This is a genomic window from Litchfieldella qijiaojingensis (assembly GCF_014651875.1).
GTDB classification, from domain to species: Bacteria; Pseudomonadota; Gammaproteobacteria; order Pseudomonadales; family Halomonadaceae; genus Litchfieldella; species Litchfieldella qijiaojingensis.
In genome coordinates, this window is the sequence record NZ_BMXS01000002.1 from 105,758 (window position 1) to 123,501 (window position 17,744).

The window sequence follows — 17,744 nt, forward strand, 5'->3', positions numbered from 1 at the left end:
ATAGCCACTGGAAAGCCGACGCTTGTCAATTGCCGATGGCAACCGGTCGTCCCGGGTCGCGAATCCAATGACTCCAGGAACCGGCATAAAGACGGGGCAAGGGGCGGCCAGCAACGGCATAGGCCAAGACATTGTGGCAGGCGGTAACGCCGGAACCGCAATAAGCAATCACCTCAGGAGCGGCGGGAAGCTCGGCATCGAGCACGGTGGCAGCCTTGAAACGGCCATCTGTTCTCAGGTTATCGGCACTGGGTCGACACTGTGCTCCGGGAATATGTCCTGCAACGGGGTCGATCGGCTCGCTCTCGCCGCGAAAGCGAGGCCAGGCACGAGCATCGAGCTTGAGAGCGGAAGTGACGGCGACCTCCTCCGCGTCGGTCACGGCCGCCTCGTCGTAATCCGGTTGCCAGGTGCTGGGCAGGCGTTTTTCCTCCTCGCCGGTCTCGAGCCGCTCGCCAAGCGCTTGCCACGCCGGCAGCCCGCCGTCGAGCACGCGCACCTGTGGATGCCTTGCCCAGCAGTGCAGCATCCACCAGGCGCGGGCTGCCGCCAATTGCCCTCCCATGTCGTCGTAGACCACAACCGGCATCTGGGGTGTGATACCCAGACGCTGAAGAGTGGCGGTAAAGGCTGCTTGGCTCGGCAGCGGATGGCGACCACCCTCACCCGGTGCCGCAGCCAGGTCGCGATCAAGGTCGAGGTGCCGACTGCCGGGGATGTGGCCGTCACGCCACAAGCTTTCCCCAGCCGAGAGGTCCCCCAATCGAGCCCGGCAGTCTAGTATCGTTATCGGAGTTGCCGTTATCAGCCAGGCTTGCAGTTCGGGTGCAGTGATCAGACTGTCACTCATGCTTGCTCTCCTTCAAGTATCGCCAAAGGGGCCCGCCGGGCGATCAGTCGTCTCTTGCCCGCGTGGGCGAAGCGTACCTCGATCACCGGATTGTCCGGGTCTCCCTCGACGACTTGTATCTCGCCCTCGCCAAACACTGCATGGCGCACACGTTGCCCGACATCGAAGCATATCTCGTCCGCCACATACGGAGCGGTCGCACTGGCGACCCCGTCGGTCAGTCGTACGGCCTGAACGGGTAAGGATTGCCCCAAGGCGGCGAGATAACGCTCGACCAGTCGTGGCGAGGCAACCTCGAGCGGGGTTTCCGGCGGCATGTCTAGAGCTTCGGCTACCATCTGGCAATCCTGCCACGCCATTTCAGCCATGAAGCGGCTAGGACGATGCTCTCCCGTGTCATGCAGAATCCATAACCGCTCCCGGGCCCGAGTAATCGCCACGTAGAACAGCCGACGCTCCTCTTCAAGCCTATCCGCATCCAGCGGCGTATCGCGAGTGTAGTGGGGAAAATCTTCTTCATTGGTACCCCAGAGGGCCACCCAGGGCCACTCCAGCCCCTTGGCGCCATGCACGGTGGTGATCAGCACTCCATCGTCACGATTTTCCACCGGGTTGCCAAGCATCGCGATAAAGGCCTCCGGGTCGCCAGCCAGTTCACCGGCCTGTTCGATCAATACATCGAGCAGACGCACATCTTCCTCACCCTTCTCGCGACGCGCCGCGGCCCGCTTGAGGATCTTTTCGGCATCGAGACGCTCCACCACGTGCTCGAGCAGTTTGGCCGGCGGCCAGTTGGCCAACCGCGGCAGCTCGCACAGCAGTTCCCAGCGGCGCTTGAGATTGCGTCGCTGAATCGGCTTGAGGCCTGCCAACAACGGATCATGTCGCTCCGGCCAGCGCTGACTGTCGGCCAGTCGCTGGGCCAGGTGAACGAGTCGATCGCGAGCCACGAAGGGAGTCGGCTGTGCCAACAGCATCAAAAGATGTCGTGGTTCGCGCAGCAGGTCAGCGTGTCGGGCCAATTCGAGGTAACCGGCCAGGGCTTGCACCAGCGGCAAGCGAAAAACGAAGCGGTCCTCGCGGGCGAGCCGAAAGGGGATACCGGCCCGCAACAGTTGCAACTGTACCGACACCGACAGCGCCCAACTTCGCACCAGAATACAGGCTTCATTCAGTGAACGGCCCGAGGCGCACCACTGCCCAAGGGCCTCGACCAGCCGCGCGCCGCCCTGTCCCACTTCGATCCGGGTATCGGGATTGTCCGGCGCGGCCAGACACAACTGATCGGGGCGACGGCGATTGGCGGCGATTGCATGATTGGCCGCCAGGGCCAAGGCATGGCCGTGGCGAAAGGTCATCGACAATGGATAGTCGCGAGCCGCACCGAAGGTCGCGGTGAAATTCTCGAGCATGGTATCGGGTCGCGCTCCACGCCATTCATAGATGCACTGGTTGGCGTCGCCCACTGCCATCACCGCGGCCTGGCGACCGGCTAACAGCGCCAGCAGCCGTTGCTGAGCAAGATTGATGTCCTGATACTCGTCGATGATCACATGGTCGAGAAATCCCTGGACCCGCTCCCGCAGCCGGGCATCGGCTTCCAATGCCCGCAAGGGCCGATAGAGCAGGTCGGCATAGGTCATCAGGGCGTGATCTTCGAGCAAGGTCTCGAAGCGATCGAAGGCAGCAACGAAATGCTCGGTGTCGGAACCAAAATCCAGGCGTCCATAGAGTTCATCGGGCGCCACCATCTCAGCCTTGACCAGTTCGCAGAAATGCCCCAATGCATCGAGCCGTTCGACTTCGAGCGCCGTTTCCAGGGCCGCGTCGTCGCCTTGTAGCGCCAGCAGCGTCGCTTGACGCAGTAGACGTTCGCGTTGCCATTCATGCGACAGCAGCTGGCGCGGTGCCAGGGCACCCCAACGAGTCAAGGATTGGGTCAGGCGGTGGCCGATCGAATGGAAGGTACGCACGTCGGGCAGCCGTTGCCCGGTCGGTGCCAGGCGTGACAGCTTGGCGGTAAAGTCCTCGCGGGCGGCACGGTTGAACATCAGGACCAGAATACGGTTCGGTGCCACCCCGTTCGCTAGCAGATGCAGGACACGCGCCACCATGGTGGTGGTCTTGCCGGCACCGGCAACCGCGGCAACTCGAGCATGGCCCGAGGCATGGGTCACTACGGCACGTTGCTGCTCGGTCAATCTCACGAGGCGTCCACGCCTAGCCGCCCCAAGGGATGCCAGTGTTCGCCACTCAGCAGCCCCAGTTCGACGTCTCCGTCCTGTTCGCGGGACTCGGCTCGTTCCACCAGGTGGTAATAGACATTGCGATTGAGGCGAGCAGAGAGCCCGAAACGCACCGGGACTTCAGGCACCACTACGCCACTTGGTGTTTTGCTGAGAGAGAATGAGTGCGAAGCGTCCAGCATGACCCGGTCACCAACATTGGTGGTCAACGTCCAATTGGTGTTCTGCTGTTCGGCATCGACCACAAGGAAGGGCCGGTCTTCGACATGAATGCGCCACTTCTCTTGCGGAGAGACCAGGTAGTAGTCGCCATCGGCATCGCGCCGGAGAATCGTGGACAGCAGCCGTATCAGTCTTGGTCGCGTAAAGACCACTCCTTCATGGATCCAACGCCCGTCCGCGGCGATCACCAGATCCATCTCACCGCTGAGCGGCGGATCCCAGCGATCCACAGGCGCAATGTCGCCTTCGGGATCGATATGAGCCAGCAAGGGTTCCAGGGACATGAGTCGACCTCCGTGGCGATGCCAGACAAGAATCAGCTTAGACCGGCCTGGGCCAACGATGCTTTCATCTCGTCACTCACCTGGGGGGCTGCGGCGCGAAATAGTCGATGGAAATTCACCGTGGTCTGCATGGCGACCTCATCGACACTGATTCCGCGTTCCCGGGCGATGCACTCGGCGACCTCGACCACCCATTGCGGTTCGTTGGGTTTGCCGCGGTGAGGTACTGGCGCCAAATAGGGACTGTCGGTCTCGATCAACAGACGATCGAGGGGAAGGCGACGCGCCAGCTCGCGCAGCGAACCGGCATTGCGGAACGTCACGATACCGGACAGAGAGATATAGAAGCCATGGCGCACCGCTTCACGCGCCATGTCCAGGTCCTCGGTGAAACAGTGCAACACACCTCCTACCGCCGGGTCAGTATGCTCGCGAATCAGTGCCAGGGTATCGTCCTTCGCCTCGCGGGTATGGATGACCACCGGCAATTCGAGATCGCTGGCGGCGATCAGATGGCGAGTGAACCGCTCGCGCTGCCGCTCGCGCTGCCGCTCGCGCGGCACGCTATCGTAGTGGTAATCGAGTCCGGTCTCGCCGATGGCCACGGCCTGGTGAGCCTCTGCGCATTCCTTGATGTCGTCGACCGAGGGCTCTTCTGCCACGTCATGCAGCGGATGCACACCAGCGGAAATCACAACGTCCTGATGGATGCGTGACAAGGCCGCCAACCCCGGAACATCCTCCAAGGTCACGGCAATGGCCAGGAACTGGCGCACACCACGTACCCGCGCTGCCTCCAGCGCGGCCCCGAGATCGCCCTCATAGGCGCTCAGGTCGAGTCGATCGAGATGACAGTGCGAGTCGATGAACATGGCAAAACCTTACAGCGTATATGTCGATGCGCCTTTGTCGAGATGGCCGGCCAAGTGCGTCTCGATGCGATCACGCACGGCCTGGTCCTCGGCGCGGAATTGAATGCCGATCCCCGGTATCCGGCGCCCAGACACACCTGGCGGCGATACCCAGACCACCTGACCGGTCACCGGCAGTCGTTCGTTCTCACCGGGCAAAGTCAACAGCAGGAAAACGTCTTGACCCAGCGGGTAGTGCTCCTTGGTGGGCAGGAAAATCCCACCACGTTCCAGCCATGGCATATAGGCCGACAACAGGGCCGCAGCATCCTGGATGGTCAATGACAGCGTTTCCTGTCCCGCCATGCGAAGCCTCCGGATAAAGGACGCGCCCCTTGGGGTCGCTCATGAGCGTAACAACGCCGACCAGCGCACCAGCCAAGCTTCCAGTACCAACTGCGAATTGGGGTTGCCTCCTATCGCCAGCAAGCGACGCTGCTCACGGGCATAATCGAGTAAGCGAAACCAATCGCGCACCCGGCCATTCTTGACCGCCTGGCGATATAGGGGCAGCAAGTCGGGATCGCGTACCCCGCAGCTATCGCCTGATAGTCCCAGACGAATCAGGTCCTCCAGCCAAGCGATACCGTACCACAACACGCTTTCCACTGGATGTCTGGCTAGCCGTGAAGCCTCGGCGACCGGCTCGGCACCACGCACCAGGGCATCGAACAGCTCGTGAAGCTCCTGCCGCAACCCACGCGCCTCGGGTGTAGCCAACTCGAGCGCCAGCAAGGGGCGTCCGCTGGCCATGTTCAGCCAGAACGAGGCGTCCTGGCCGTCTCCCAAGGCCTGCGACAACCACGGCAAGCATTCCTGTGCCGCCGGTATCGCCAGGCTCCAGTGCTGGCAGCGCGAGCGGATGGTCGGCAACATCCGCGAAGGAGTGTCGGCGAGCAGCACGAACAACGTGCGGCCGCCGGGCTCTTCGAGGCTCTTCAGCAAGGCATTGGAGGCGGCCACGTTCATGGCTTCGGCAGGCTGCAGCACGATCACCCGATAACCTCCCTGCTGGGCCGTCTGGGCGACGAAGCCGTTCACCTCGCGAATGGGGTCGATACGGATCTGACGACTCTTTTCGGCAGGACTGATGCGCATCAGGTCCGGATGATAGCCGGAAGCCAGCATCGCACAGCTATGGCAACGCCCACAGGCGGTCTCGCCGGGAGCATGACACAGTGTGCGTCTCACCAAGGCTTCGGCCAGCGCTTGCTTGCCGAGTCCTTGAGGCCCCGACAGCAGCAAGGCATGGGGCATGCGGCCGCTGGCTTGCAAGGCAACCAGCTTGCGCCACAGTTCTTGCTGCCACGGGTATGGCAGACTCTCCGTTGCTGGACCTACCGCCATAGCGCCACCTGCCGTTCGAGGTGTTCAGCCAGCTCTGCCTGCACTGCCGGCAGCGAATGCGAGGCGTCAATGACCGCTATGCGCGCCGGTTCGGCGGCGGCGCGCGCCAGATAGGCATCCCGTACCGCCTGGAAGAAAGCCTGGCGCTCGCGTTCAAAGCGATCGCGCTGCCCTCCCTGCTGTCCCAAACGCTGATCGACCCGCTCCTGGGCGGCCTCAATCGACATGTCCAGCAACAGGGTCAGGTCCGGTGTCAGGCCACGCTGCACCAAGGCCTCCAACGTCGCGATACGCTGCATGTCGAGCCCACGCCCCCCCCCTTGGTAGGCGAAGGTGGCGTCGGTGAAACGGTCGCAGACCACCCAAGCACCACGCGCCAGCGCCGGACGAATGACTTGGGCCAGATGCTGGGCACGTGCGGCGAACACCAGCAACAACTCGGCATCGTCATCCAGTGGCTCCTGAGAGGAAGGATCGAGCAGCAACTCACGAATGGCTTCCGCGCGCGGCGTGCCCCCAGGCTCACGGGTCCGCACCACCTCGATGCCGCGCTCATCCAACCAAGAGCAAACCCAGTCGAGGTTGGTGCTCTTGCCGACTCCTTCGCCCCCTTCCAGGGTGATAAATCGTCCGCGCCTGTTCATGTGGCTCCTGGGCGTTGCCATGTGACGACTGCCGTGACCTGCTCAGCGATTGATGATATAGCGCCTGATCGCCGCATTGTGCTCCCGCAGGCTGCGGGAAAAATGGTGGGTACCATCGCCTTTGGCGACGAAGTACAGGGTATTTCCGGGCTGGGGATTCACTGCGGCCTCCAACGATGCCCGGCCTGGCAAAGCGATCGGTGTCGGTGGCATGCCATCGATGACATAGGTGTTGTATGGCGTCGCCTCTTGAAGGTCGGCGCGGGTGATCCGGCCATTGTAGCGCTCTCCCATGCCGTAGATCACTGTGGGATCGGTCTGCAGGCGCATCCCGGACTCCATGCGCCGCTTGAAGACTCCGGCGATCTCGCGCCGCTCCCCAGGGGCCCCGGTTTCACGCTCGATCAGCGAGGCCATGATCAGTGCCTCATAAGGAGTGTCGATGGGCAGGTCATCGGCGCGTTCCGCCCACACTTCCTCGAGCTGACTTTCCATACGCTTGTGAGACTGGCGCAAGATATCCAGGTCGCTCATGCCCTTGTGGTAACGGTAGGTATCGGGAAAGAACCACCCTTCTGGATGTTCGCTTTCCCGTCCCAGTTCGGCCATGATCGCTTCATCGCTCATCTCCGCCGTGAGCTGCTCGAGCTTGGGAGCGCTCGCAAGCAGTTCACGCATCTGGCGGAAAGTCCAGCCTTCGGGAATGGTCAACGGATAGGTGACCACATCGTCGCTACCCAGCAAAGCAATCAGTTCGCGGCCACTCATGCCTGGCTCGAGCATGTACTCTCCGAGCCGCAATTGCGGTACCGCCTCGGGCTCGAGGCGCGTCAGCAGCCGAAAGGCCCACTCGTCATCGATGATCCCACGAGCCGCCAGATCCGCCACCACCAGATTATAACCAGCGCCACGTGGTACCTCGTAGAGGGTTGGCTCGTCCACGGCAATCGGCGCTTCCAGGCGACTCTGCCAGTAACGATATGCCCCGAAGCCCGCAATCGCCGTCAGCACGGCCAACACCAGTAACACTTTCACCGCACGCATCTCGTTTCCTCGATCGCCTCAGGACGTTCCTGTCAGGGGAAGAGCCGGGTAGCCCAGCAAAGGTTGAGCCACATTCTGGAATTCGCGATGGATATCGGTCAGCTGCCATTCGACCAAAGGATGCCCTTCGGTGTCGTCGAGCCGGATCACGGGCCAGACGCCTTGCACCGAATTACCCAGCCACAGCGCCTCCGCTTCGCCAAGAATCCGGGGATCGGCTTCGACTTCGGTGATCGCCAACCGTTCGAGCAGCGCTTGGCGTAACGTGCCGGCCACTCCGCAACGATCGAGACCTGGCGTTTCCAGCACACCGCGGCGACGCCAGAAGACATTCATGCAGGTCGCCTCGACCATGCGGCCTCCTTGATCACACAATAGCCCTTCCGCCGTTCCTGGATCTGACCACTCGCGGCGTGCCAGCACGTTTTCCAGTCGGTTCAAGTGCTTCAGGCCAGCCAGAGCGGGCTGGATCGCCAAGCGCAATACGCAGTGGCGAATCCGCACACCTTCTCGCCAGTTCCGCTCATTGGCCGTGAATGGCAGGCATTGCCAACGCAGGTGAGGCTCAGGGGCCTCGGGAGGGAGGTAGCCCCGGCCACCGGAGCCCCGCGTCAGGATCAGCTTGAGCACAAGAAGCCCCACGCCTGCCTGAGCGGGCAAACGATCGAGAACGTCGCGCTCCGGCATGGGGATTCCCAGCCGTCGACAACCGGCCTGCAAACGTGCCATGTGGTAATCCCACAGGCAGGGCCGGCCATCGCGCACCAACACCGTCTCGAACAGCCCATCGCCGTAGGCCACCCCGCGATCATCCACTGGCAGCGGGGCGTCACCACTCAACATGGCTCGACCTCAGGTATCACAACCGGGTAAAGATCAACGAGCCATTGGTGCCACCGAAGCCGAACGAGTTCGACAGGACGACATCGATTTTCATCTCCCTTGCGGTATGCGGCACATAATCGAGATCACAACCCTCTTGTGGGTTGTCCAGGTTGATGGTCGGCGGTGCAATCTGGTCGCGAATCGCCAGCACACTGAACACGGCCTCGACCGCACCGGCCGCGCCCAGCAGGTGGCCAATCATTGACTTGGTCGAACTGACCGCCACGTGCTTCGCCGCATCACCCATGACCTGCTTGACGGCCCGAGTCTCGGCCAGGTCTCCCGCGGCGGTAGAGGTACCATGAGCATTGATGTAGTCGATGCGCGACGGGGCGATGCCTGCATCGCGAATGGCATTGCTCATCGACAGTGCTGCACCGCTGCCGTTTTCCGGCGGCGCGGTCATGTGGAAAGCGTCATCGCTCATGCCGAAACCGGTCAATTCGGCATAGATCCGCGCCCCGCGTGCCTTGGCATGTTCGTATTCCTCCAACACCAGGACCCCAGCGCCATCGGAAAGCACGAAGCCGTCGCGGTCGCGATCCCACGGGCGACTCGCGGCCGCTGGATCGTCATTGCGCGTCGATAGTGCACGCGCGGCGGAGAAGCCGCCCAACCCCAGTGGCGTAGTCGCCATTTCGGCTCCGCCGCACAGCATCACGTCGGCATCGCCATAGGCAATGGTACGCGCGCTGTAGCCGATATTGTGAGTCCCGGTGGTACAGGCAGTGGTGATGGCGATATTGGGTCCACGGAAGCCATGCTGGATCGCCAGGTTGCCGGAAATCATGTTGATGATCGACCCCGGCACGAAGAACGGCGAGATACGCCTTGCGCCGCCCTTGAGCAGAGCCTGGTGATTATGCTCGATCATTGGCAGCCCACCGATGCCCGAGCCGATCGCCACACCGATACGGTGAGCGTTCTCTTCGGTGCATTCGAGCCCGGCATCCTGAATCGCCTGTGCACCGGCCGCCACCCCGTACTGGATGAACAGATCCATCTTACGGGCATCCTTGGGGTTGAGATATGGACTGATGTCGAACCCCTTCACCGAACCTCCGAACCGGGTATTGAGCCCGGTGGTATCGAAGTGCTCGATGGCAGCGATGCCACTCTTGCCTGCCAGGATGTTGTCCCAGCTTTCCTTGACGGTGTTGCCGACCGGCGTTACCACACCGAGCCCGGTCACCACGACCCTTTTACGAGGCATCAGTTTTCCTCCCGACTTTCTGGTTGGCAAGCCACTCCGCCAATGAAAGCGGGAGCCCTGCCATGACTTTGCGCATTATACCTGAACAACTCGGCTATGTGCCCCGAGTTGCAAATCCGTCGGGTCAGACTTCCATGCTTGTCAAAAAACGAGAGCCGTCCTGTATCCAGAACGGCTCTTATTACAGACACTGTAACCAGTGCTGCGTTCCGCTACGGTCACGAACGTGACGTCACGACTTACTGATGAGCGTTGACGTAGTCGATCGCTTCCTGAACGGTGGTGATCTTCTCGGCTTCTTCGTCGGGGATTTCGGTATCGAATTCCTCTTCGAGCGCCATCACCAACTCGACGGTATCCAGGGAATCCGCGCCGAGATCCTCGGTGAAGGAAGAAGTGTTCTGGATGTCCTCTTCCTTGACGTTCAGACGCTCGGCCACAACCTTCTTCACGCGCTCTTCGATGGTGCTCATTATGTCGTCACTCCTAGTCGTACGAAATCCGCAAGCCAAAAAAGCTGCGGGGTAGTTTATAGACCGCCCCTCGCCGACGCAACACAAGCGTCGACCGAGCCGTCACCGCATGTTCATGCCGCCATTGACCTGCAAGGTCTCGCCGGTAATGTAGCTGGCCGCATCGCTGGTCAAAAAGGCCACGGCGGCGGCAATCTCTTCGGGTTGCCCCAGGCGTGCCAACGGGATTTGCGCCAATAACGCCTCCTGCTGAGCCTCCGGCAGCGATTCAGTCATGTCGGTAGCAATGAAGCCGGGCGCCACGGCGTTGACGGTGATATTGCGCGATGCCACCTCACGTGCCAAGGCACGAGAGAACCCCTCCATGCCAGCCTTGGCCGCAGCATAATTGCTCTGCCCCAGGTTGCCCATGGTCGCGACCACTGAACTGATACTGACGATACGACCGAAGCGTGCCTTGGTCATGCCACGCAGGCAAGCCTTGGAGACACGATAGACGGACTTGAGGTTGGTATCGAGCACCGCGTCCCACTCTTCTTCCTTCATGCGCATCAGAAGATTGTCGCGCGTAATGCCGGCATTATTGACCAGAATCGTCGGTGCCCCGAACTCTTCGCCGATCGATTTGATCAACGCATCGACACTGGCTTGATCGGTCACGTCGAGCTGACGACCGGCACCCTCGATTCCCTGCTCCTTGAGGTCGGCGTCGATCTTCTCGGCACCTTGATCACTGGTGGCGGTACCGATGACCACTCGCCCCTGGCGCCCAAGTTCATGGGCGATGGCACGTCCGATACCTCGACTGGCACCGGTGACCAGGGCAACTCTGCGAACGCTTGTCATAATCTATCCTGAATGAGTCTACGTCGTTGTCGGGCTGTACATTCAGCCGTTGGCCATGTCCCGGGCCAGCTCCAGCGCCGCAGCCAGGCTGTCCGGATCGTTGACCGCCAGCCCCTTGCTGCCACGCGCGATACGCTTGTTGAGTCCCGTCAGCACCTTGCCGGGACCGCACTCGATGAACACTTCGGCCCCCTGGGAAAGCATCGTTTCGATGCAAGCGGTCCAGCGCACCGGCCGATAGAGCTGCTCGATCAAGCGTGAACGCAACGTCTCGACATCGGCATGTGCTTGGGCATCGACATTCTGGACCACGGTATAGCGCGGCGGGCGAATCTCGATCTCCTGCATGGCAGCGGACAGGCGCTCGGCCGCCGGACGCATCAACTCACAATGCGACGGCACCGACACAGGCAAGGGCATTGCACGTTTGGCACCCGCCTCCTGACACAGGGCAATGGCGCGCTCCACGGCGGCCTTGCTGCCGGCGATCACCACTTGGCCAGGCGCATTATAGTTGACCGCCGAGACCACATCACCCTGGGCGGCATCCTCACACGCTCGCTCCACCGCGGCATCGTCGAGGCCCAGTATGGCGGCCATGGCACCTTGACCGATAGGTACCGCCTCCTGCATGGCCTCCCCGCGCAAACGTACCAGCCGCACCCCTTCAGCGAAGGTCAATACGCCGGCACAAACCATTGCGCTGTATTCGCCCAGACTATGGCCGGCCATGGCCAACGGACGCGGCCCTTCGAGCTCCTGCCAGACACGCCATACGGCCACGCTGGACGTAAGCAGTGCCGGCTGCGTGCAAGCCGTGGCATTCAGCGCCTCTTCCGGCCCCTCCTGCACGACGTTCCATAGATCGTACCCCAAGGCATCCGAGGCCTCTTCGAAGGTCGTTCGCACCACACTGTAGCGTTCGGCCAGCTCCCGCAACATTCCGACTTGCTGGGAGCCCTGCCCCGGAAACACTAGGGCCAGGGATTGTGTCATGGCTATCACCTTTCACTATTGTATTCATCGGGCCGGCAGGCTTCGGCCCCGCCACCGCCCTGGCTGGCGACTGCGGCAATTGCCGATCGGCGCCTGCCAAGTTCCGAGGCAAGGCGAACCGGAAGAGCCTGCTCGACCTCCTGGACGGCACGCGATACGGCATAGGCGAAGCCCGTGTCATCGGCTCCACCATGGCTCTTGACCACGATGCCTCCCAACCCCAGCAGACTGGCACCATTGTAGCGCACCGGATCAAGCTGGCTTTTCAACCGACGCAGGGCAGGACGCGCCAACACCCCGACCAGACGGCTGGTCCAGTGAGCATCGAAAGTCTGCTGGACTCGATCGATCAGCATTTTCGCCAATCCTTCGCTGGCCTTGAGCACCGCATTGCCAACGAAGCCATCGCAGACCACCACGTCGACGTCCCCGGAAAAGATGCCGTCGCCTTCGACGAATCCCCGATAATCAAGATCCGTTGCCCGGCGCAACATGGCATCGGCCTGACGCACACTGGCCGTCCCTTTGGTTCCCTCGACGCCCACGTTCAACAGTGCCACTCGAGGCGCCGGCAACCCGTCGACCTCGCGCGCCATGACATCGCCCATCAGGGCGAAGTCCACCAGCCGCTCGGCACTGGCCTCGACGTTGGCACCCAAGTCGAGCAAATAGCAGCGATCACCAAGCCGCGTAGGAATCGCCGTGCTGATTGCCGGACGCGGCACCCCGGCGACCGTGCCCAGCGCCCGCCGCGCAAGTGCCATCAAGGCACCAGTATTGCCTGCACTGACTGCGGCATCCGCGTCACCTGCCGCCACGCAATCAAGCATCATCGCCAGGCTCGAATCACGAGGCGCACGCAACGCACTCGAAGGCTTCATGGCCTCGGCAATGGTGGTCGGTGAATGCTGCAGGGAGAGGCGTGGCAGAACAGCGGTCAGCGAGCTCGGTAATGTCTCGATCACACCCTCCAGCTCGGCCTGGCGACCAAACAGTCGCACTTCCAACCGAGGATGCGCGAGGAGTGCGCGAGCAGCTCCCACAACGGTGGCACGGGGACCAAAGTCCCCGCCCATCGCATCGATGGCGAGTCGCACGGTCAGCGTCAGCTATCGAGCGCTGCCAAGTAAGGTCATCGACTCAAACGTCGACGACCTTGCGACCACGATAGAAGCCGTCAGGGGAGACGTGGTGACGCAGGTGGGTAGTACCGGTCTCCTTGTCCTGGGACAGGGTCGGCGCGGACAGCGCATCGTGGCTACGACGCATGCCGCGCTTGGAACGGGTCTTGCGGTTCTGTTGAACTGCCATGGGATATCACTCCAGAGTGCATCGACATTGAATCAGGATTTGCCTTTCAAGGTGCGCAACACCTCGAAGGGGCTCGCAGCAGGCTTTTCCGAGGCCTCGGAGTCCGCCCCGCTGGTCAGCTGGTCTCGAGAGACGCCACACTGCGCCTCATCGTGGTAAACCACCTGTGGCAGGCTGAGGATCAATTCATCCTCCAGCACGGTCAGGAGGTTCAGCTGTTCGTTTTCCACCAGCACTGGCTCGTGGGAGCTCGGCAGCTCGGCCGCCAGAGCGTCATCCGTGACCACCCCCAACAGGAAATGACTCTCGATCTGCACAGGCATCGCCTCTAGACAACGGCGACAAGGCAGCCGCACCTCGGCCTCGAGCCAGCCCTCGATGATCCGCCGGCCCTGGGCATCGATACCGAAATCGAGCCGCACCTGGCAGTCGCCCTCCTGCGTACCGGCATCCAACGCCAAGCGCTCGAAGGTCTCGAGAGCCACCAAGCCCTCGAGGCGTTCATCCTGGGCGGCGAGCCGGTAGGGCTCGACTTGTAACGGGAGTCGTGTGGTCAACATAGGCGCGCAATGATAGGCACTCGCCCCGCCCCTGTCAAAGCAACCGTTGCACTGTACAATCCTGGCCAGCGCTGGGCAGACTTTCCAGCGATATTGCTGGGATCCATGGATGACACCGGCATCTTAGCCATCACAGAGGACATGCTCATGACGTCACTGGTTCTCGCCTCGGGATCGCGCTGGCGCCGCCAGCTGCTCGACCGCCTCGACCTGCCTTATGCGTGGGCCAGTCCCGACATCGACGAAACCCCGCGCCCCGGCGAGTCTCCTGAGGCGCTGGTGCATCGCCTGGCCTTGACCAAGGCAAGCCGCCTGGCCGACGAGTATCCGGCACACCTGATCATCGGCGCCGACCAGGTCGCGGTATTCGACGGCGAGATCCTTGGCAAACCAGGTAATGAAGCCGTCGCCCGCGCTACCCTGGCTCGTTTCTCCGGTCAGCGCGTGCGCTTCTTGACCGGTCTGGCGCTGCTCGACACCCGCCAAGGCCTGCACCGAGTCTGTCACGAACGCTACGACGTGGTGTTTCGCCGCCTTGGCGAACGCGAGATCGCCAATTATGTCGCCCGCGAGCAGCCCCTGGACTGCGCCGGCAGCTTTCGCATGGAGGGGCTGGGCATCGCCCTGTTCGAGAAGCTCGAAGGGGACGATCCCAATACCCTGATCGGCCTGCCGCTCATCCGCCTATGCGAAATGCTGCGCGAAGCCGGCCTCGACCCGCTCGCTGAGCCGTAAGCCTAATCAATCTTGGCCTCGCGCTGCGGGCAACGAGCTGCGAAAACCACGACAGCAAAACGCCCGTAGCCCGTAGCCCGTAGCCCGTAGCCCGTAGCCCGTAGCCCGTAGCCCGTAGCCCGTAGCCCGTAGCCCGTAGCCCGTAGCCCGTAGCGATTAGGCAGTTAATAGGCCGTACTCAGCAATCGCTAATAGGCTTGATAACGCACCGGCGACTGGCTACTGGGGATGCCCAACCACTCAGCAGTGACTCGTCCGAACCGGCGCGTCAAACGCTCGAAGGGATCGAGGGGTGGCGTATAGTCACGCAGTCGCGGCTCTTCCAATCGCTCGCGTGCCACCCCATCCAGGCTATTGAGACCATCGACCAATCCCAGCTCGACGGCTTGCTCACCGGTCCAGATCAAACCGGAGAACAAGCGTTCGTCATTGGCCAGGCGTTCGCCTCGCCCTTCTTTCACCGCGTCGATGAACTGGCGGTGAGTGGTATCCAACACCTCTTGCCAGAACTCGCGTTGCTGCGGCGCAATCGATGAGAACGGATCGAGGAACGCCTTGTTGTCGCCGGCAGCGAAGATGCGCCGCTCCACCCCCAGGCGCTCGATGGCTTCCTCCAGGCCGAAACTGGCAAAGATGACACCGATCGAACCCACCAGGCTCGAAGGCGAGGTAACGATCTCGTCGGCGGCCGAAGCGATGTAGTAGGCACCGCTGGCGCCGATGTCCTCGATAACCGCGATGATTGGCTTGTCACCTTCATCACGCAGCCGCATGATCTCCTGATAGATACGTTGCGACTGTACCGGGCTACCGCCGGGACTATTGATATGCAATACCACGGCACGGGCGCTATCGCTCTCCCAGGCTCGTTTCAGTCCTTCGATGATACGTTCGGCATTGGCTGGCGACTTGCTGTCGATCGCGCCCTCTACCTTCACTATTCCGAGATGCGGCGCTGAAGGAATCGACGGCTGGGCAGCCGAATACAGGCCATAGCCGGTCATGACCAGCCCACCCAGGATCAAGGCCGCGAACAAGAAACGGAAAAACAGTTTCCAGCGCCGTGATCGACGCTGCTCGGCGAGCACGCCATCGATCCAGCGATCCATCATGGCGAGTTGCGCCAGACGCTGGCGCTCACGAAGCGTCTCGGCATCCTCGCCAGCATGTTCATCGCGACCACCAGTGGCCTGCGCCTCACGCCGGCGCTGAGCCTCCTCGGCGCTCAACTCAGGGCCTTGCGTCCATTTGTCGTGATCGTCACGATGCTTGTCGTCACTCATCGGCATCCTACCTGGCAGTGGAATCAAGTCATTGGTGCAACCAGTCGATCAACTCGGCAAAGCTGCCGGCAACGAAAACCGGTTGGCTTCGCTCCAAGCGCTCGACCGTGTGCACACCATAGGTCACGGCCGCCCGGTCCATGCCCAAGGCGCGGGCCATGTCCAGGTCGTATTCGGTGTCGCCCACCATCACGGCCTCGCCAACCTCGACGTCGAGTTCTGCGAGGAGTTCCTCGAGCATTTGTGGATGCGGCTTCGAGCGCGTCTCGTCGGCGGTGCGACTTGCATGAAACCAGTCACCACTGCCATTGGCTGCAAATACCCGCTCGAGACCGCGGCGACTCTTGCCTGTTGCCACCGCCAAGCGGATGTCAGGATTCTGACGCAGCCGTGCGACTCCTGCCTCGACGCCGGGGAAAAAGGACATCGGTTGCTGATCGGCGGACACGAAATGATGGGCGTATCGCTCACGCAACATGCGCGCCTGATCGTCGGCGATCCCTGGGCACAAGCGAGCGATGGCTTCGGGCAACCCAAGGCCGATGATATCGCGGACGCTCTCGCGACTCAGCTCACCCCAGCCCACGTCGCGAGCCGCCGCCTGCATGCATGTCACTATCCGCGACTCGGAGTCCATCAGGGTTCCGTCCCAATCGAAGATCACCAGTCGATAACGCATTGCTTCTCCAGATCCAGGCGTCAGAACTGCTGGCGAGCCCTGGCTAGCACTTCGTTCAATTCGTCTCCCAACGGTGCTTTGATATGGACCGGACGACCGCTGGTGGGTTCGGGAAAGGTCAGCGCCACGGCATGCAGGAACAGCCGCGACAACCCGAAGCGTCCGGCCAACCGCTGCGCTTCCCAGGATCCATACTTGTCATCGCCCAACAGCGGGTGACCAGCATGGGCGGCATGCACGCGGATCTGATGGGTCCGGCCGGTCACAGGCTCGGCTTCCACCAGGGTAGCGCCCACGAAGGTCTCGCGTACCGCGAAGCGGGTTTTTGCCACCTTGCCTTGCGAGTCGACTCGTACTCGACGCTCGCCGTTGCCGGCCTCATAACGCTCGAGCCGGGCACTGACATAATCACGCCGAGCCGGCCAGCGCCCCGCCACCAGTGCCAGATACTGCTTCTGCATCTGATGCCGCTTGAGAGCATCGTTGAGTGTCAGCAGCGCAGGCCGTGTCTTGGCCAACAGCAGGCAGCCCGAGGTGTCGCGATCGAGCCGGTGCACCAGCTCGAGGAAGTCGAGATCCTCACGCACTTGACGCAGCGCTTCGATCAGGCCGATCTTGACGCCGCTACCACCGTGCACCGCCAGTCCCGACGGCTTGTTGACCACCAGCCAATCGGGGCCTTCGAGGAGTACACTGCCGACCAGCAGGTTACGCAGGTTGTCGCTGACTTCGCGTACCGCTTCCTCGGGCGCCAAGCGCAAGGGCGGAATACGCACCAGATCGCCAACGGCAAGCCGGTAGTCGGCTTTGACGCGCTTCTTGTTGACTCGCACCTCACCCTTGCGCACGATCCGATAGATCAATGACTTGGGCGCGCCCTTCAAGCGCGTGCGCAGGAAATTGTCGATGCGCTGGCCGTCCTGCCCTTCTGAAACCTCGACCCATTGTACGTCATGCCCTTCGGCCATGCCCGCTCCTCATACGACGAACCTGCAAAGGGCGCATTCTACCTCACGAAGGCAAGATCTGCGCCAATTGCTGCTTCTCCCTATTGCTGTTATATTTCCAGCTCGCTCAAATGGGCAACAAGTGCCCGGAAAATGCGCCTGCACGGCTGACACGCAGGCCAGAGCGACGAATAAGGCTGCCACGACGAACCATGGGCTCGTCACGGCGCCAGCAGCAAGTAAAGCGATACAAGAGAGAACGCCACGC

General features: G+C 62.0%; 20 protein-coding genes. 1 reads left to right on the forward strand and 19 read right to left on the reverse strand.

The window, feature by feature from the left end:
- Nucleotides 1–25 precede the first annotated feature (25 nt).
- The 16 genes from IE093_RS02865 to IE093_RS02940 all read right to left on the reverse strand — a co-directional run bounded on the left by IE093_RS02865 (nt 26) and on the right by IE093_RS02940 (nt 13,832).
- Complete coding sequence (locus IE093_RS02865; protein WP_189466035.1) at nt 26–850, reverse strand: sulfurtransferase; 825 nt, start codon at nt 848–850, stop codon at nt 26–28.
- Nucleotides 847–3,057, reverse strand: coding sequence for an ATP-dependent helicase (locus IE093_RS02870; protein WP_189466036.1), 2,211 nt, complete (start codon nt 3,055–3,057; stop codon nt 847–849). The genes IE093_RS02865 and IE093_RS02870 overlap by 4 nt, the downstream gene beginning before the upstream one ends.
- Nucleotides 3,054–3,602, reverse strand: a complete 549-nt coding sequence (locus IE093_RS02875) for a DUF1285 domain-containing protein (protein WP_189466037.1) — start codon at nt 3,600–3,602, stop codon at nt 3,054–3,056. The genes IE093_RS02870 and IE093_RS02875 overlap by 4 nt, the downstream gene beginning before the upstream one ends.
- 32 nt (nt 3,603–3,634) lie before the next feature.
- Nucleotides 3,635–4,474 carry a TatD family hydrolase gene (locus IE093_RS02880; RefSeq protein ID WP_189466038.1) on the reverse strand — a complete coding sequence of 280 codons (840 nt, stop codon included), beginning with the start codon at nt 4,472–4,474 and terminating at the stop codon, nt 3,635–3,637.
- A gap of 9 nt (nt 4,475–4,483) precedes the next feature.
- A complete protein-coding gene (locus IE093_RS02885) occupies nt 4,484–4,819 on the reverse strand; it encodes a PilZ domain-containing protein (RefSeq protein WP_189466039.1) in 336 nt (111 codons plus the stop codon).
- A 39-nt stretch (nt 4,820–4,858) separates the two neighbouring features.
- Nucleotides 4,859–5,860, reverse strand: a complete 1,002-nt coding sequence (locus tag IE093_RS02890) for a DNA polymerase III subunit delta' (RefSeq protein WP_189466040.1) — start codon at nt 5,858–5,860, stop codon at nt 4,859–4,861.
- Nucleotides 5,851–6,504 (reverse strand): dTMP kinase, encoded by a 654-nt coding sequence (gene tmk, locus IE093_RS02895; RefSeq protein ID WP_189466043.1) that lies wholly within the window; start codon nt 6,502–6,504, stop codon nt 5,851–5,853. The genes IE093_RS02890 and tmk overlap by 10 nt, the downstream gene beginning before the upstream one ends.
- Before the next feature lie 42 nt (nt 6,505–6,546).
- A complete protein-coding gene (gene mltG, locus IE093_RS02900) occupies nt 6,547–7,548 on the reverse strand; it encodes an endolytic transglycosylase MltG (RefSeq protein ID WP_189466045.1) in 1,002 nt (333 codons plus the stop codon).
- 18 nt (nt 7,549–7,566) lie between these two features.
- A complete protein-coding gene (gene pabC, locus IE093_RS02905; RefSeq protein WP_189466046.1) occupies nt 7,567–8,391 on the reverse strand; it encodes an aminodeoxychorismate lyase in 825 nt (274 codons plus the stop codon).
- A 16-nt stretch (nt 8,392–8,407) separates the two neighbouring features.
- Nucleotides 8,408–9,646 carry a beta-ketoacyl-ACP synthase II gene (gene fabF / locus IE093_RS02910; RefSeq protein WP_189466048.1) on the reverse strand — a complete coding sequence of 413 codons (1,239 nt, stop codon included), beginning with the start codon at nt 9,644–9,646 and terminating at the stop codon, nt 8,408–8,410.
- A 239-nt stretch (nt 9,647–9,885) separates the two neighbouring features.
- The gene (gene acpP / locus IE093_RS02915; RefSeq protein ID WP_016414620.1) at nt 9,886–10,119 is read right to left on the reverse strand and encodes an acyl carrier protein; all 234 of its coding nucleotides are present in this window, start codon (nt 10,117–10,119) and stop codon (nt 9,886–9,888) included.
- A 102-nt stretch (nt 10,120–10,221) separates the two neighbouring features.
- Entirely contained in the window at nt 10,222–10,965 is a 744-nt protein-coding gene (gene fabG / locus IE093_RS02920; RefSeq protein ID WP_189466050.1) for a 3-oxoacyl-ACP reductase FabG, read from the reverse strand.
- 42 nt (nt 10,966–11,007) lie between these two features.
- Entirely contained in the window at nt 11,008–11,961 is a 954-nt protein-coding gene (gene fabD / locus IE093_RS02925) for an ACP S-malonyltransferase (RefSeq protein WP_189466052.1), read from the reverse strand.
- A 5-nt stretch (nt 11,962–11,966) separates the two neighbouring features.
- Nucleotides 11,967–13,058, reverse strand: coding sequence for a phosphate acyltransferase PlsX (plsX, locus tag IE093_RS02930; protein ID WP_189466054.1), 1,092 nt, complete (start codon nt 13,056–13,058; stop codon nt 11,967–11,969).
- A gap of 43 nt (nt 13,059–13,101) precedes the next feature.
- Nucleotides 13,102–13,272, reverse strand: a complete 171-nt coding sequence (rpmF, locus tag IE093_RS02935) for a 50S ribosomal protein L32 (RefSeq protein WP_010627954.1) — start codon at nt 13,270–13,272, stop codon at nt 13,102–13,104.
- Nucleotides 13,273–13,304: 32 nt separating this feature from the next.
- Nucleotides 13,305–13,832, reverse strand: coding sequence for a YceD family protein (locus IE093_RS02940; RefSeq protein ID WP_189466056.1), 528 nt, complete (start codon nt 13,830–13,832; stop codon nt 13,305–13,307).
- 147 nt (nt 13,833–13,979) lie between these two features.
- Between IE093_RS02940 and IE093_RS02945 the strand changes: the two genes are divergently transcribed.
- On the forward strand, nt 13,980–14,567 hold the full coding sequence (locus tag IE093_RS02945) for a Maf family protein (RefSeq protein WP_189466058.1): 588 nt from the start codon (nt 13,980–13,982) through the stop codon (nt 14,565–14,567).
- 188 nt (nt 14,568–14,755) lie between these two features.
- Here the strand turns inward: IE093_RS02945 and sppA are convergent, their stop codons facing one another.
- From sppA to rluC, 3 genes are read right to left on the reverse strand one after another with little or no spacing between them, the layout of a single operon-like run.
- On the reverse strand, nt 14,756–15,850 hold the full coding sequence (gene sppA, locus IE093_RS02950) for a signal peptide peptidase SppA (RefSeq protein WP_189466059.1): 1,095 nt from the start codon (nt 15,848–15,850) through the stop codon (nt 14,756–14,758).
- 28 nt (nt 15,851–15,878) lie between these two features.
- Nucleotides 15,879–16,529 carry an HAD family hydrolase gene (locus tag IE093_RS02955; RefSeq protein WP_189466061.1) on the reverse strand — a complete coding sequence of 217 codons (651 nt, stop codon included), beginning with the start codon at nt 16,527–16,529 and terminating at the stop codon, nt 15,879–15,881.
- A 20-nt stretch (nt 16,530–16,549) separates the two neighbouring features.
- On the reverse strand, nt 16,550–17,497 hold the full coding sequence (gene rluC, locus IE093_RS02960) for a 23S rRNA pseudouridine(955/2504/2580) synthase RluC (protein WP_189466063.1): 948 nt from the start codon (nt 17,495–17,497) through the stop codon (nt 16,550–16,552).
- Nucleotides 17,498–17,744 lie beyond the last annotated feature (247 nt).

Coding starts and splice junctions, on each gene's coding strand:
- IE093_RS02865 (WP_189466035.1), bottom strand. CDS start 850: ATGAGTGACAGTCTGATCACTGCACCCGAACTGCAAGCCTGGCTGATA.
- IE093_RS02875 (WP_189466037.1), bottom strand. CDS start 3,602: ATGTCCCTGGAACCCTTGCTGGCTCATATCGATCCCGAAGGCGACATT.
- IE093_RS02880 (WP_189466038.1), bottom strand. CDS start 4,474: ATGTTCATCGACTCGCACTGTCATCTCGATCGACTCGACCTGAGCGCC.
- IE093_RS02885 (WP_189466039.1), bottom strand. CDS start 4,819: ATGGCGGGACAGGAAACGCTGTCATTGACCATCCAGGATGCTGCGGCC.
- IE093_RS02890 (WP_189466040.1), bottom strand. CDS start 5,860: ATGGCGGTAGGTCCAGCAACGGAGAGTCTGCCATACCCGTGGCAGCAA.
- tmk (WP_189466043.1), bottom strand. CDS start 6,504: ATGAACAGGCGCGGACGATTTATCACCCTGGAAGGGGGCGAAGGAGTC.
- mltG (WP_189466045.1), bottom strand. CDS start 7,548: ATGCGTGCGGTGAAAGTGTTACTGGTGTTGGCCGTGCTGACGGCGATT.
- pabC (WP_189466046.1), bottom strand. CDS start 8,391: ATGTTGAGTGGTGACGCCCCGCTGCCAGTGGATGATCGCGGGGTGGCC.
- fabF (WP_189466048.1), bottom strand. CDS start 9,646: ATGCCTCGTAAAAGGGTCGTGGTGACCGGGCTCGGTGTGGTAACGCCG.
- acpP (WP_016414620.1), bottom strand. CDS start 10,119: ATGAGCACCATCGAAGAGCGCGTGAAGAAGGTTGTGGCCGAGCGTCTG.
- fabG (WP_189466050.1), bottom strand. CDS start 10,965: ATGACAAGCGTTCGCAGAGTTGCCCTGGTCACCGGTGCCAGTCGAGGT.
- fabD (WP_189466052.1), bottom strand. CDS start 11,961: ATGACACAATCCCTGGCCCTAGTGTTTCCGGGGCAGGGCTCCCAGCAA.
- rpmF (WP_010627954.1), bottom strand. CDS start 13,272: ATGGCAGTTCAACAGAACCGCAAGACCCGTTCCAAGCGCGGCATGCGT.
- IE093_RS02940 (WP_189466056.1), bottom strand. CDS start 13,832: ATGTTGACCACACGACTCCCGTTACAAGTCGAGCCCTACCGGCTCGCC.
- IE093_RS02945 (WP_189466058.1), top strand. CDS start 13,980: ATGACGTCACTGGTTCTCGCCTCGGGATCGCGCTGGCGCCGCCAGCTG.
- sppA (WP_189466059.1), bottom strand. CDS start 15,850: ATGAGTGACGACAAGCATCGTGACGATCACGACAAATGGACGCAAGGC.
- IE093_RS02955 (WP_189466061.1), bottom strand. CDS start 16,529: ATGCGTTATCGACTGGTGATCTTCGATTGGGACGGAACCCTGATGGAC.
- rluC (WP_189466063.1), bottom strand. CDS start 17,497: ATGGCCGAAGGGCATGACGTACAATGGGTCGAGGTTTCAGAAGGGCAG.